General features: G+C 49.5%; 16 protein-coding genes. 4 read left to right on the forward strand and 12 right to left on the reverse strand.

Going from position 1 to position 14145, the window contains the following annotated elements:
* Positions 1-60 precede the first annotated feature (60 nt).
* From MUB35_RS23755 to MUB35_RS23785, 7 genes are all read right to left on the reverse strand, one after another.
* Positions 61-858: an ABC transporter permease subunit gene (locus tag MUB35_RS23755; protein ID WP_244806953.1), complete on the reverse strand. Its 798-nt coding sequence runs from the start codon at positions 856-858 to the stop codon at positions 61-63.
* Positions 855-1754 (reverse strand): ABC transporter ATP-binding protein, encoded by a 900-nt coding sequence (locus tag MUB35_RS23760; protein ID WP_033140314.1) that lies wholly within the window; start codon positions 1752-1754, stop codon positions 855-857. The genes MUB35_RS23755 and MUB35_RS23760 overlap by 4 nt, the downstream gene beginning before the upstream one ends.
* Positions 1741-2400, reverse strand: coding sequence for a TetR/AcrR family transcriptional regulator (locus tag MUB35_RS23765; protein WP_052099203.1), 660 nt, complete (start codon positions 2398-2400; stop codon positions 1741-1743). The genes MUB35_RS23760 and MUB35_RS23765 overlap by 14 nt, the downstream gene beginning before the upstream one ends.
* A 168-nt stretch (positions 2401-2568) precedes the next feature.
* Positions 2569-3780 carry an NADP-dependent isocitrate dehydrogenase gene (locus MUB35_RS23770; protein WP_033140315.1) on the reverse strand — a complete coding sequence of 404 codons (1212 nt, stop codon included), beginning with the start codon at positions 3778-3780 and terminating at the stop codon, positions 2569-2571.
* On the reverse strand, positions 3767-4465 hold the full coding sequence (locus MUB35_RS23775; RefSeq protein WP_033140576.1) for a GntR family transcriptional regulator: 699 nt from the start codon (positions 4463-4465) through the stop codon (positions 3767-3769). Before MUB35_RS23775 ends, MUB35_RS23770 begins: the two co-directional genes overlap by 14 nt.
* Before the next feature lie 28 nt (positions 4466-4493).
* Positions 4494-5882 (reverse strand): 2-isopropylmalate synthase, encoded by a 1389-nt coding sequence (locus MUB35_RS23780; RefSeq protein WP_033140316.1) that lies wholly within the window; start codon positions 5880-5882, stop codon positions 4494-4496.
* Positions 5883-6008: 126 nt separating this feature from the next.
* Positions 6009-6851, reverse strand: a complete 843-nt coding sequence (locus MUB35_RS23785) for a S8 family peptidase (RefSeq protein WP_033140317.1) — start codon at positions 6849-6851, stop codon at positions 6009-6011.
* Between the two features lie 117 nt (positions 6852-6968).
* On the opposite strand from MUB35_RS23785, the gene MUB35_RS23790 reads away from it, so the two are divergent.
* Positions 6969-8663 (forward strand): S8 family peptidase, encoded by a 1695-nt coding sequence (locus tag MUB35_RS23790; protein WP_033140318.1) that lies wholly within the window; start codon positions 6969-6971, stop codon positions 8661-8663.
* An 81-nt stretch (positions 8664-8744) separates the two neighbouring features.
* A complete protein-coding gene (locus MUB35_RS23795) occupies positions 8745-9002 on the forward strand; it encodes a hypothetical protein (RefSeq protein WP_033140319.1) in 258 nt (85 codons plus the stop codon).
* A gap of 149 nt (positions 9003-9151) precedes the next feature.
* Here MUB35_RS23795 and MUB35_RS23800 read toward each other — a convergent pair whose 3' ends face one another.
* Complete coding sequence (locus MUB35_RS23800) at positions 9152-9310, reverse strand: hypothetical protein (RefSeq protein ID WP_156120822.1); 159 nt, start codon at positions 9308-9310, stop codon at positions 9152-9154.
* Positions 9311-9418: 108 nt separating this feature from the next.
* Between MUB35_RS23800 and MUB35_RS23805 the strand changes: the two genes are divergently transcribed.
* The gene (locus MUB35_RS23805; protein WP_033140320.1) at positions 9419-9751 is read left to right on the forward strand and encodes a hypothetical protein; all 333 of its coding nucleotides are present in this window, start codon (positions 9419-9421) and stop codon (positions 9749-9751) included.
* 245 nt (positions 9752-9996) lie between these two features.
* Here the strand turns inward: MUB35_RS23805 and MUB35_RS23810 are convergent, their stop codons facing one another.
* Entirely contained in the window at positions 9997-10578 is a 582-nt protein-coding gene (locus tag MUB35_RS23810; RefSeq protein WP_227210180.1) for a hypothetical protein, read from the reverse strand.
* Positions 10579-10620: 42 nt separating this feature from the next.
* Here MUB35_RS23810 and MUB35_RS23815 point away from each other — a divergent pair, with 42 nt between their 5' ends.
* Positions 10621-10884, forward strand: a complete 264-nt coding sequence (locus tag MUB35_RS23815; RefSeq protein WP_033140577.1) for a hypothetical protein — start codon at positions 10621-10623, stop codon at positions 10882-10884.
* A 59-nt stretch (positions 10885-10943) separates the two neighbouring features.
* Here MUB35_RS23815 and MUB35_RS23820 read toward each other — a convergent pair whose 3' ends face one another.
* The 3 genes from MUB35_RS23820 to rimO are packed head-to-tail and all read right to left on the reverse strand — an operon-like array spanning position 10944 to position 14137.
* Positions 10944-12227 carry a competence/damage-inducible protein A gene (locus MUB35_RS23820; protein WP_227210179.1) on the reverse strand — a complete coding sequence of 428 codons (1284 nt, stop codon included), beginning with the start codon at positions 12225-12227 and terminating at the stop codon, positions 10944-10946.
* Positions 12228-12270: 43 nt separating this feature from the next.
* Positions 12271-12813: a CDP-diacylglycerol--glycerol-3-phosphate 3-phosphatidyltransferase gene (pgsA, locus tag MUB35_RS23825; protein ID WP_148391468.1), complete on the reverse strand. Its 543-nt coding sequence runs from the start codon at positions 12811-12813 to the stop codon at positions 12271-12273.
* A complete protein-coding gene (gene rimO / locus MUB35_RS23830; RefSeq protein WP_033140323.1) occupies positions 12797-14137 on the reverse strand; it encodes a 30S ribosomal protein S12 methylthiotransferase RimO in 1341 nt (446 codons plus the stop codon). The genes pgsA and rimO overlap by 17 nt, the downstream gene beginning before the upstream one ends.
* Positions 14138-14145: the final 8 nt, after the last annotated feature.

Below are 14145 nucleotides of genomic sequence, written 5' to 3' on the forward strand. Positions count from 1 at the left end.
CCTGCTCCTCCCGTTTTTTATATCCGGCTGCTATCCTTCGGCCGTCTGCGATTCCATCTCTTACAAAGGCAGATCCCGTTTGCTGAACCGTATGATCCCTATTCCCATAAGCAGGATTCCTGCCAGATACAAAATGCCGCACATGATCCACGCCTTCCCGTCACCTGCAGCCAGCCCGTCAATATCAAAGAGGGTTATGGGGGTGGCGTATTTTACTTTCTCGAATTTATCCCCCACCTGTGATATCATCTGCACGAGAATGGAATATACCACCACGGTTGTGCTGACCGCGGAGGAAGTCTTTGTCTCATTGCTGCAGCAGGATGCACAGAAACATGTCCCGCCGAAAAATACAAGGATACCCAATAATCCCACATTGATCCGAAGGAAAGCACCTGTCTCCATCTCTCCCGGAAAAAGCGCCTCACTGAAAGCAAGAATCAGGCAGGTCACATATACCACCATGACAACCAGGCAGGTCAGCATGAAGACACACTGAGTCAGCATGATCTTCCATCGTTTCTGTGGTACCGCCAGCAGGTAGGCCATGGAACCGTTATCTACATATCTGGATACCAGTCTGTTGGATAGGATAATGATAAATACCCCGGGGAAGGCCACATACAGCATTCCGTATAAATATCCGGATACAAATTCCAGCAGCGTCTGGCCCACGTCAGCCATGCCGAATGCCGCAAACAGATCCGGCATACTGTCAGCCATCATTTTCAGGCTGTCTCCCATCTCGGGGTTAAACATCATGGTGATCATACTTCCGTATACACTGAGCACTACAAGAAAAATGACGAGCAGCAGCCAGTTGGATTTGATCTCTTTTTTAAACAGTGTAGCATTCATGATTTTGCTGCCCCCTCTCCGTAGAAATGCATGAAGAACTCTTCCAGGCTCTGTGTGCGCACGTCGAAATCCGTGACCGTATAGGCGCCTGCTTTTTTGATAAAGGCATCCAGGTTTTTTCCAACCTTGGCCGTTACCGTTTTACTGCCGGGCTGATAGACTGCCTCCGGGAATGCGGCAGCGAATGCCTCTGCCATATCCGCCTCCCGGAAGGTGATATCAATCACCTTCTGCCGCCCCTCTTTCAGTTTCTCCATCTCCTCCACTGCAACCAGCCGTCCGTCTCGGATAATGGCAGCGCGGTCACAGGTGCGCTCAATTTCCTCAAACATATGAGAAGACATCAAAATGGTCTTTCCCTTTTTCTTCTCGGAAAGGATCAGCTCCACAAAACGGTTCTGCATCAGAGGGTCTAGTCCGCTGGTGGGTTCATCCAGGATCAGGATGCTGGCCAGCGGGTTCATAAAGGCACAGACGATTCCTATCTTCTGCTTCATGCCCTTTGACATTTTCTTCAGTTTGCCGGACGCGTTCAAGTCAAACATCTTCATCAGTTCCTGTGCCCGGCCCATATCTCTCATATTTTTCATTTTAGCCACAAAGCGGATAAACTCCATCCCTGTCATCGAATCAATAAAAGCGATCTCTCCCGGCAGATACCCAAGAGATGTCTGGATCTTATCCGACTCTTTGAAGCAGTCCATATCCAGAATGGACAGTCTGCCCTTATCCGGTTTGATGAATCCCATCAACTGCCGGATCGTGGTTGTCTTACCGGCACCGTTTGGCCCTAAAAACCCCAGTACCTCTCCCTGTTTTACAGAAAAACTAACATCAAAAACGCCGCGGTTCTGCCCATAGTCTTTCGTAATATGACTGATTTCAATCACGTTCATTTTTTTGCCTCCTTCCAACCATTTCGGTTAGATACTCTTCTTTGTATGCGATCCGCTTCAGCATTTCTGACCATTTTCTGAATTGACGCATCAATTCATCCGCATCCACCGTATCGGTATAAAACATTCTCTGGTGCAGATATCCGTCAGTGAGCCAGAGAAGCATGTTCAGTATTTCTTTGGGATCTATGTCCTCCCTGAATTTAGTCATATCTACATTCTTGAAATAATCCACGAACATGGTATCCATCTGGTTTTTCATAAAAGAGTTCATATCTTCCGATACGTCCTCCCTGGATGTAAAAAATGCCCGGACACTGAACTCCATAAGAAAGGGAAAACTGGAGAGGATACGGGCTTTTTTGTCTGCTGCATAGGCCAGCAGCTCAAAATAATCCGTTATTTCAAAAAAGTGCCGGTCTAAAAGGCGCGGTCCTACCTTCTCCATGACATACTCAAATATGTACATATACAGCTCTTTCTTATTTTTAAAATAGTAAAACAGCAGCCCTTTTGAGATGCCTGCCTTTGCAGCGATCAGGTCTGTGGATGCCCGTTTGTATTCATTGGTGCCAAACACTTCCAGTGCTGCATTGACAACCGCGTTCTTCTTCTCTTCTGAGAGACTGCTAAGTCTGTCCTCCATCCTGTGCCTCCTTTAATGCTTTACCGATTCGGTTAATACCCATTATAAGAAATTGACTAAATTTTTCAACCCCTGCCCGAGACTTTTTTTCACAAATAATAAGTCCATGTAAGCAGGGACTTGTTTCTCTCTCTTACATGGACTTTTAAATCAGCAGACGCTTATTTTTTACGCGTATAAAACATCCAGATTCTTCCTTACAGCCAGTATAAACTCACGGCTGTTCAATACAGAAGGATTCTTAATTGACGTGATGAGTGCAAGGTCTTTTGTCATCTCTCCCTTTTCGATAGTAGTGAGCGTGGCCTGTTCCAGCCGGTCGGCAAACAGGCAGAGGTCTGTATTTCCATCCAGCTCCCCGCGTTTTCTCAAAGCTCCGGACCAGGCAAAGATGGTAGCCACGGAGTTGGTGGAAGTCTCTTCCCCTTTTAAATGTTTGTAATAGTGGCGCTGTACGGTTCCGTGTGCAGCTTCATACTCAAAATATCCGTGAGGGGATACCAGCACGGATGTCATCATAGCCAGAGAGCCGAAAGCGGAGGATACCATATCACTCATAACATCCCCGTCATAGTTCTTGCAGGCCCAGATAAAGCCGCCTTCGGCTTTCATCACACGTGCCACCGCGTCGTCGATCAGTGTATAGAAATATGTAATACCGGCCTTTTCAAAGGCATCCTTATATTCTTTCTCATAGATGTCCTGGAAAATATCCTTGAAGGTATGGTCATACTTTTTGGAAATGGTGTCCTTGGTGGAGAACCACAGATCCTGTTTTGTGGAGAGCGCGTATTCAAAGCAGCTTCTGGCAAAGCTCTCAATGGAATCATTTAAGTTGTGCATTCCCTGTGCCACCCCGGCACCTGTGAAGTTATGCACCAGTTCTCTTGTCTCTGTTCCGTCAGCCGCGGTATATACAAGCTCCACCCTGCCCGGTCCGGGAATGACCATCTCTGTGTTTTTATAGACATCCCCGTAGGCATGTCTTGCCAGAGTGATGGGTTTCTTCCAGTTCTTTACACAGGGCTCGATTCCTTTTACCACAATAGGCGCCCTGAAAACCGTACCGTCCAGCATGGAACGAATGGTGCCGTTGGGACTTTTATACATTTCCTTTAAGTGATACTCGTCCATTCTGGCCGCGTTCGGGGTGATGGTGGCACATTTTACCGCTACTTTGTATTTCTTTGTGGCATTGGCCGCATCCACTGTCACCTGGTCGCCGGTCTCATTTCTGTACTCCAGTCCCAGATCATAATACTCTGTGTTCAGTTCCACATATGGCGCAAGCAGATCCTCTTTGATCATTTTCCAGAGGATCCTTGTCATCTCATCCCCATCCATTTCCACCAGAGGTGTTGTCATTTTAATTTTTTCCATTGTTGTCGTTCTCCTTTCCGTATTCTTCCCGCAGAATTTCTTCCAGATTAAAATGTTTCAGATTCTCAACTGTATTAAATATGTGTCTTGCAGCTACCTGTTCCGCCAGATCCGCGTTTTTGCTCTTTATGGCTTCCAGAATCTCTGTGTGCTCACTGCCTGATTTATTCAGACGCATGCGGTTCATAATGGATACCTGCCGCACACGCTGTACATATTGATGAAAATCAGACAGTGTGTGGGAAAGCATCCGGCTGCCGGACGCCTCATAGAGCAGCTTATGGAACTTGCCGTCCATTTCGCAGACCTGCTCATAGTGTTCTTTCTTTGCATGATAGTCTGACAGGACAATGGCCTCCTCCATGGCTTCCAGCTGTTCCGGTGTTATATTCTCCACGGCCATCCGGGCACAGAGCCCTTCCAGCCGGGAGCGGATCAAATAAATATCAGTCACGTCCCTTGCGGATATCCCGTTGACAAAGGCTCCTTTGTTTGGCACCAGGCGTACCAGGCCCTCCAGTTCCAGCTGCCGGATGGCTTCCCGGACCGGAGTTCTGCTGACTCCCAGCTCTTTCCCTATGGTACATTCCACCAATTCGTCTCCCTGCTGGTAACGGCCTTTCAGAATATCTGAACGGATCTTGTCAAACACCTGGCCCCTCAGGGACTTTTCTCTACCTGCCATTTTGCTTCCTTCCTCACATGTCATTGCCTTATAAGGTTATATTTAATCTTGCGCAGCTCTCCTCGATCACGGATATCAGCTCCTCATCCGTCAGGACAGTCACGCGTCCCTCCTCGTACTGGGCATCCACCCATGCCTTTACCATCTGCACCAGTTCGCTGTTCTTCTGCACCTGTTTCTCACCGGACAGGCGGTAATGATTGTTGATCCAGTGAGCAATGCCGGCAAGGCCCGAGGTGTTGGAAACAGCCACCTGCGGCGGACGGCCCAGGAATTTATCCGTATCAAAGATATTGTAGATCTCTTCATTCTTCAGAAGACCGTCTGCATGGATACCGGCTCTCGTCACATTGAATGCACTTCCCACAAACGGTGTTGTGGAGGGCACCTTGTATCCGATCTCTTTTTCGTAGTACTCCGCAAGCTCTGTGATGACCCTTGTATCCATGCCGTCCAGGGAGCCTTTGATCTGCGCGTACTCGAATACCATAGCTTCAAGGGGTGTATTGCCGGTTCTCTCACCAATGCCGAACAGGGAGCAGTTTACACCGCTTGCGCCGTAAAGCCACGCCGTCGTGGAATTGCTCACAGCCTTGTAGAAATCGTTGTGGCCATGGAATTCAATCAGCTCGGAAGGGATTCCGGCATGTGTCAGAATACCGTAAATAATGCCCGGAATGGAGCGTGGGATCACAGCACCCGGATAGTTCACGCCATATCCCATGGTGTCACAGCAGCGCACCTTAATGGGAATGGAGTACTCCTCCATCAGTTTATTCAGTTCCAGACAGAAGGGGATCACATAGCCGTAGATATCCGCTCTTGTTATATCCTCCAGATGGCATCTGGGGCTGATTCCCGTCTCCAGGCATTCACGGATCACACTCAGGTAATGCTCCATGGCCTGCTTTCTGGTCATTTTCATTTTATAGAAAATATGGTAGTCGGAACAGCTCACCAGGATACCGGTCTCCTTCAGACCAATGTCCTTTACCAGTTCAAAATCCTTCTTGCTGGCACGGATCCAGCTCGTAACTTCCGGGAATTTATATCCCCGCTCCAGACATTTATATACGGCGTCTCTGTCCTTTTTACTGTAAAGGAAAAATTCGCTCTGGCGTATCCTGCCGTTTGGTCCGCCCAGTTTGTGTAAATAATCAAAGATAGTTACAATCTGCTCTGTGCTGTAAGGAGCTCTTGACTGCTGCCCGTCGCGGAACGTGGTGTCAGTGATCCAGATGTCATCCGGCATATGGTGGGGCACGATCCTGTCGTTAAACGCAATCTTGGGTACCTCTGTGTAGGGGAAAAGATTGTGAAATACATTCGGTGTCTGCACATCCACCAGGGGATACATATGCTCTTCCAGTTCCAGTAAATTTGTATGGTAATTCATTCTGACAGCTCTGTTTATCATATTCGTCACTCCTCATCTTAACTTCCGGTATGACCCGGCATCACATTTTCAATATGCTATCACTTTATCTTAATGAATTTCTTGTATTATTGTATACAATGATACATTGTTTGTCAACTATAATTTTCAAATCTTTTCATCATATAAAAAATGCTCTAACTGAAAAAGCCCCCAACCCTGCAGGTTGTGGGGATAGCCCAGATCTTTAGCTGTCTCCATCAGTCTTTTCTTGACTTCCAGATTGGACAGTGCGGGATTTTTTTCAAGAAGCAGCGCAATGCCGCCTGAGACCATAGGGGTTGACATGGATGTGCCGCTTTTCACTGCATAAGGCATGCTGCCGCTTCGGTTGGCACAGGAGACAATGGCGTTGCCGGGTGCCACAATATCCGGCTTGATAATGCAGTCGCAGGTGGGGCCTCTCCCTGAAATACCCTGATGGCGTACCAGCATATCGGCAGAACCAACGGTGATGACTTTCCGGCTGCTGCCGGGAGCTGTGATGCTGCCCTGCCCCGGTCCCATGTTGCCGGCGGCGGCTACAACAATAAATCCGTCATCCCAGGCGGATTCCACCGCATAGATCAGATCCCGGTGCGATTCCTTCTGGGTAGTGCCCACGGAGATATTGATGATCCTGATGTTGTATTTGATCCGGTTGGCCTTGATCCAGTCCAGTGCTTCGATTACCTGCTCCTTGTTGCCATTGCCGCTTTCATCCAGCACCTTCACTGCAATGATATCGCAGCCCGGCGCTACGCCTTTGTATTTTCCGTTCAGGGCAGCTCCGCTGCCGGCCAGGATTCCGGCCACATGCGTGCCGTGTCCATTGTCATCATAAGGAAGGGTTCTTCCGTGTACCATATCAAGAAAAGCACGGATTCGGCAGTCAAAATCTATATGAGGATAAATTCCGGTGTCCAGGATGGCGACACCTATATTTTTTCCGGTAAGCCATTTCTGCATCATTTCCCAAAGCTCCGTATATGAGTTCTTCTTTATGGTATTCAGAAAACAGCTTTACTGCCAATATTTCAGAGGGCTTCCTCATAGACTTATTAAAAACAGACAGTATGGAAATTTTATATGCCTACAATCAAAGAAATGATCTTGTCTGAGGATTATGCCGACTATATCCTCCCCATATATCCGCAGTTTCTGGAAGACTACCGGGAATTTGGGGCCCAGCTTTTCAACAACTATTATGGAATGATACACGGGCGCCTCCCTTCCTCTGATATCAGGGATTATTTTGCCAATGGTCTCTTCTATAATACCATTCCCAATCTCTACTCCCTTCTGGACACGGTCAGTCTGGAGGTTTCGGGAATCACTGCAGTCCAGAACCAGCCGGCGCTGAATCTGAAGGGGCGCGGTATCCTGATCGGCTTCATTGATACGGGGATTGATTACACACATCCCGCATTCAGACGGTCAGACGGGGGCAGCCGCATCTACGGGCTGTGGGACCAGACGATTCAGAGCGGCACGCCGCCCTTTGACATGCAGTACGGGACAGGATACACCCATGAGGACCTGGAGAATGCACTGGCGTCAGAAAATCCCCTGGAGCTTATCCCCTCACAGGATACCATCGGTCACGGGACTTTTCTGGCAGGCGCCGCCGCGGGAAGCAGCCTGCCGGACAATGACTTCATAGGAGCTGCCCCTTCCAGTATGCTGGCAGTCGTAAAACTGAAAGAAGCGAAAAATTACTTAAAAGAGCTTTTCTACCACACAAGCAGCAATCCTGTTTATCAGGAATCCGATATCATGATGGGAATCCGCTATCTTCTGCTCCTCTCCAATGAGCTGCAGGCTCCCCTGGTCATCTGTATTGGCCTTGGCTCCAACCAGGGGGCGCATTCAGGACAATCTGCCCTTGCATCGTCCCTGACTGTATCTGCCAATTACTGGGGAGTCTATTCCGTAGCCGCAGCCGGAAATGAAGCGGGCAAGGCCCATCATTTCTTTGCAGAAGCACCTGCGCCAAACACCAGCACAGCAGTAGAGATCCTGGTGCCGGAAAATACAAGGGGATTTACCGCGGAATTATGGGGCGCGCCCCCTGAAATCTATTCGGTTGGTTTTGAATCCCCTTTGGGCGAGGTCATACAGCGGCTGCCCACCCGGATCAATTATTCGGATACCATACAGTTTGTATTGGAAGATACAGAGATTTTTATTGCCTCGGAACTGATTCAGACCATATCCGGTGACCAGCTCATTTTCTTCCGCTTTTCCAATCCCACACCGGGCGCATGGAAGATCAATGTGTATTCCAGCAGCAACAATGCGGGGAACTTCCATATCTGGCTTCCGGTCGACGGGTTTATGGCGCCTGATGTAACTTTTCTGAGACCGGACCCCAACACCACCATCACTGCGCCCTCGGCGGCGGAGGTGTCCCTGACCACTTCTACTTTCAACGCATACAATAACAGCCTGTTCGTCAACTCCAGCAGGGGATTTACACGTACAGGTCTCATAAAGCCGGATATCGCAGCACCGGGAGTCAATGTGTTCGGCCCGGCGCCCGGAGGACGTTTCACAACCATGACCGGCTCCTCTGTGGCGGCGGCCATCACTGCCGGAGCCTGTGCTCTTGTGATCGAGTGGGGGGCAAAAAGAAATCCGCCCAAGATATTTAACAATGCAGAGCTGAAAGCCCTGTTTATCCGCGGCGCCAGAAGGACCCAGGTACAGCTTTACCCCAACCGTGAATGGGGATATGGGGCGTTGGATGTGTACCGGATCTTCTCTGTTTTCACGAATATTTAAAAATCTTTTCCGCAAACCTGCACCAATTCCTCCCCGGCACATATCATGTAAGTGTAATCAAAATTCTTTGGAGGATACAAAATGAGTGATTTAGCTGCTACAAACTGTGGTTGCGGATGCGATGATAACTGTGGAGGAGGATGTGGAGTTTCCCGTGGATTCGGCGGCGACTGCAGCTGTATCATCTGGATTCTTCTTCTGCTTTGCTGCTGTGGAAACGGAAACAGCGGCGGCGGATGTGGAAATGATTGCGGATGCGGCGGCTTCGGCGGCGACTGCAGCTGTATTATCATTATCCTGCTGCTCCTGTGCGGATGCGGCGGACACGGTTTCTGCTAATCAATAACAAAGCAAAAACAGATGAGAGGCTTTGGTAAAAGTTTGACTTTTCTCTGTTCCGCGGATATTGTCCTGTGACTGCAGGGCAGTCCCGGAACAGCAGTCTCATCAAAAAGAGCCGGGGTGATGAGCCCCGGCTTTTTACTTTGTCATGTTTCTTTTGCCCTGTTCTTTTCAAAATCAAGTCTTCTCTTTTCATCTGCTTCCATGGCTCTCTTTGCCGCCAGTTGTTTTTTCCTGATGCAGTCCATATCTATTTCATAAATGGTGTTGTCTTCCTCCACCAGTCTGATTTCATGCTGTTCCATGTGTATACACCCCTTTCCCTATTATACTATGGCAGAACTGTTTTTTCGTCATATCCTGTATAGAGGAAACATAAGGTTTAGAAAGCGGAAGTTTTGGAAGGAGCTAGAATGGAAGAACATAATATTCTGGACGAAATGATAGCGGAGGATCAGGTGGAAATTCTGAAAGCGGCCATGCCTTATCTTCCGGCCCAGGGCCAAAGGCTCATATCAGTATATGCCAAATTTCTGGAGTTATCCAATACCATACGTCTCTTCTCACAGCCGCAGGCGGATATGCAGATGCATGCCCAGGAGCAGTTTACGGCAGACCCTCTTGAAATGCTCACAGCCTGCAGCAAGGTATGCCGCGGACCTGCGAAGGAAAGAATTGACTCGCTCATCAATACCATGGCCATGGTGCAGCTTTTTGAGCTGTCCCAGGATGTGCCGAAACAGTAAAAACGGAGGTAAATATGAATAATCAGAATTACAGGCAGAATCTCAGAAATCCTGCCGGAAAGCCGTCGGCAGACGAGTCGCCGCAGACACAGGCGGAAAGCCGGAAACAAGAACAGCCATCAAACTCCCGTCAGAACGGCCCGGGCCAGGGAGGATACCGTCCGGGCGGCCTCAGATTCCCCATCGGAAATCAGCAGCCCTATCACGCAGGACCACAGCCAGGCTCCCAGCAGGGTGGGCAGCCCTCACAAAATGGTCCTCAGCAGAGTGGGCAGGCCTCGCAAAATGGCCCTCAGCAGGCCGGCCAGACCCCACAAAATGCATTTCAGCAGGGTAACCAGACCTTCCAAAATGATTCCCGGCAGAACAACCAGTCGTTCCAGAATGGCTCCCGCCAGAACACCCCGCCCTTCCGGAACGGTTCCCAGCAAGGTTCCCGACCTTTCCAGAATGGTTCTCAGCAGGGCAATCCGGCATTTCAGAACGGTTCCCAGCAGGGCAATCCCACTTTCCAGAACGGTTCCCAGCAGGGCAATCCCACTTTCCAGAATACATCTCAGCAGGGTAATCCAGACTTCCAGAACGGTTCCCAGCAGGGCAATCCCGCTTTCCAGAACGGTCCTCAGCAGAACAATCCTGCTTTCCAGAACGGCTCTCAGCCCTTCCAGGGAAATGCACAGGGCGGAGCGCAGGGGGGCGGGCCAGGGGTTAATTCCCAGGCATATCAGTCTGACCCCCGCGGTAATACCCAGCAGTACCAGTCCGGGCCGCAGCAGACTTACGGACAGTACCAGCAGAATACGCAGCAGCAGGGAAATCCTCAGCAACAGGGGAATTTTCAGCAGCAGGGGAATTTTCAGGACAACTGGATGAACAACCCCAATCTGAAAGGCATGGACCCTGAGAAGCTGAAAATGCTCAATAACATAGCAAATCAGGGAAGCCAGAAGGGAATGAACGAACTGCTGCCCTTTCTCATGTCAGCAGTCTCTCAGAACAAAAGTCAATCCGGGGGACTTGATTTTTCGCGTCAGGAGATGGACACCATAATCGAGGTATTGAAAATGGGAAAACCGCCGGAAGAGGTAGCCCGCATCAACCGTATGATGCAGATCATCAAAATGATGCATTAGATGCATTAGACTATAACAGCCGCCCGGTATCAGGTACCGGGCGGCTGTCTGTATGGAGATCATTTACTGCTTTCATCATTACGGCGCTCAAAATTTTCCAGAATACATTCTCTTAGAAGGATCAGGGCATAAGTTGCTGCCTGTTCCCTGATTTTGCTGCGGTCTCCCCCGAAGTGGAATTCCTGCACCACTGTCTTTCCTTTTAAGCAGCACCCGATAAACACGGTTCCCACCGGCGCCTCCTCGGTACCGCCGTCCGGTCCTGCGAATCCGGTGATGGAGACTGCTGCATCGGAACCGGTCACAAAGCATCCGCCTTTTGCCATTTCCTTTGCACACTTCTCGCTGACGGCACCGTATTCTTTTAAGGTACTTTTCTTAACCATAACGTATTTTCTCTTGGCACGGTTGGTATATGTGACGAATCCCTGTTTTAACACATCGGAAGCACCCGGAACATCTACGATCCTGGCAGACAGCGCACCGCCTGTACAGGACTCCACCGTGGTCAGGGAGATATCCTGGTTTCTGAGCAGATCCACAACTGCGCTTTCCAGGGATTTATCCTCATCCGTGGTATAGATATTGGCACCAAAACGCACCTTCAGCTCACGGACGACAGGCTTGATCAGCTTCCTGGCAGCCTTTTCATTTTCAGCCTTTGCCGTCACACGCAGGTGCACTTCCCCTGTCTTGGCATATGTGGCAATGGTGGGATTAGATTGTTTTTCGATGAGATCTTCAATATCTGTCTCCACCTGGCTCTCACCTAAGCCGCACACCTTTACCATCTCAGAGGCAATGACCTCCGGCTGTTTTTTCCTGAGATAGGGGTATATTTTTTCTTCAAACATGGGAATCAGCTCGTTTGGCGGGCCGGGCAGCAGAATCAGCACTGTTCCCTTTTCCTCCATTATGATTCCCGGGGCAGTTCCGTTTTCATTGTCCACAGCAGCGGCACCTTCCGGCAGAAGCGCCTGTTTCCAGTTATTCTCTGTGATCCTGGTACCCGGATGGCTCTTTACATAGTTATCCATATAAGCCTGGATACGCTCTCTGGAATGCTTATCCTCTTTCAGCTTTTTTCCCATAACCTTAGCAGCCACTTCTTTTGTCAGGTCATCCTTCGTGGGGCCAAGGCCTCCGCAGAGGATCACCACGTCAGACCGGTCCGTCGCTGTCCGGATAGTCTCCTCCAGACGTTTGTCATTGTCCCCCACAATACTCTGATGATACATGGAAAGCCCAAGAGCGGCGCATTTTCTCGCCAGGTAGGCCCCATTCGTATTCACAATATTGCCCAGAAGCAACTCTGTTCCCACACATATCAATTCCGCTGTCATAAGTTTCTCTCCTTCCCAGGCAGCATAGCCATATTTTCTTCCTTTAATCCTGCATGCTTAAAACACTTTTATTCTTCAAGATGTAATCCACAAGAGAGATCAGGGTAAGTGCAACGGCAATCACCACGAAAATCTGGATCAGGATCTGGAATGCCTGATTCTGAATATCCATGATCATAAGAATGATCATGATCATCTGTGATACGGTCTTGAATTTGCCCCAGTAGCTGGCAGCGATCACGATGCCGTTGTCCGCAGCTACCAGACGGAAACCGCTGATGATAAATTCACGGGCTATGATCACAATGGTGATCCAGGCCGGCAGCTCACCCATACCGGTAAAGCAGATCAGCGCGGAGCAGACCAGAAGCTTGTCCGCCAGCGGGTCCATGAATTTGCCGAAGTTGGTCACCAGATTATCTCTCCTGGCCAGATAGCCGTCCAGGGTATCTGTCAGGCTGGCAGCGATAAAGATGGCCAGCGCGATCCACTTTCCGGCACTTCCCGCAATATCATACATTAAAAAAGCCACAAAGAACGGAATCATAACGACTCTTGCGATCGTCAGTTTATTCGGTGTATTCATCTTTTAACTCTCCTATCAAATCATATTCCAGAGCGCCGGTCACATGCACCTTGCACAAATCTCCTGAGATAAGCTCCGTATCCGTATTGACGAAAATATATCCGTCCACACCCGGTGCATCTCCGTATGTGCGGCCCACATAGGCATTTTCATCTGCCACTTTCCCTTCGATCATAACCTCAACTTCAGAGTGGATCTTCTCCTGTCCCTTGTCCAAGGAGATCTCCTGCTGAAGCTCCATAAGCTCTGCCTGACGGTCCTTCTTGACTTCCTCATCGATCTGGTCCGGCATAATGGCCGCAGGGGTATCCTCCTCAGGCGAATAGGTAAAGACGCCAAGCCTGTCAAACTCCATCTCATCAATAAAGTCCATCAGCTCCTCATGCTCCTCTTGTGTCTCCCCCGGAAATCCGGTGATCAGAGTTGTCCGAAGCACAATATCGGGAATCTCTCTTCTGAGAGCTGTGATGATGTCCACAAGTTCCTGCCTGGTGGTACGTCTGCCCATGCGCTTCAGGATTCTGTCATTGCAGTGCTGTATGGGCAGGTCCAGATAATGACAGATCTTCGGTTCCTCCTTCATCACCCGGATCAGCTCCGGATAAATCTCCTCGGGATAACAGTAGAGCACGCGGATCCATGCAATGCCGGGGATGCGGCACAGCTTCTTTAAAAGCTTATGCAGGGTTTTCTCCCCGTACAGGTCACAGCCGTATATAGTGGTCTCCTGCGCTACTATGATCAGTTCCTTCACGCCCTGCTCTGCCATGTATTCTGCCTGCTTTATGAGCTTTTCCATGGGAACACTGCGGTATCTGCCTCTGAGCTTCGGGATAATACAGTAGGTGCAGTGCTTGTCACATCCCTCTGCGATCTTCAGGTATTCATAATAGCCGCCGGTGGTGATCATCCTCTTTGTCTCCACATCCGGCAGATAGGAGGTATCCTTGAACTCCAGATACCGCTCCCCTTCAAATGCCTTGTCAAGGGCCTCTATGATATCGTCAAAGCTGGTTGTCCCCAGGACAGCATCTACTTCCGGGATCTCCTCTATAATTTCCTCCTTGTACCGCTGCGCCAGACAACCGGTCACCAGCAGGACCTTGAGGGAACCTGTCTCCTTATACTTTGCCATTTCCAGAATATTGGAAATGCTCTCCTCCTTGGCATCATGGATGAAGGCACAGGTGTTGACAACAGCCACATCAGCCTCTGTCTCATCGTTTACGATGGTATACCCATGCTCCACAAGCATGCCCAGCATCTCCTCAGAATCCGCCAGGTTCTTGTCACATCCAAGAGATATAAATAAAACTTTCCTCATGCATACTC

Source organism: Blautia sp. NSJ-175, assembly GCF_022867815.1.
Taxonomy (GTDB): Bacteria; Bacillota; Clostridia; order Lachnospirales; family Lachnospiraceae; genus Blautia; species Blautia celeris.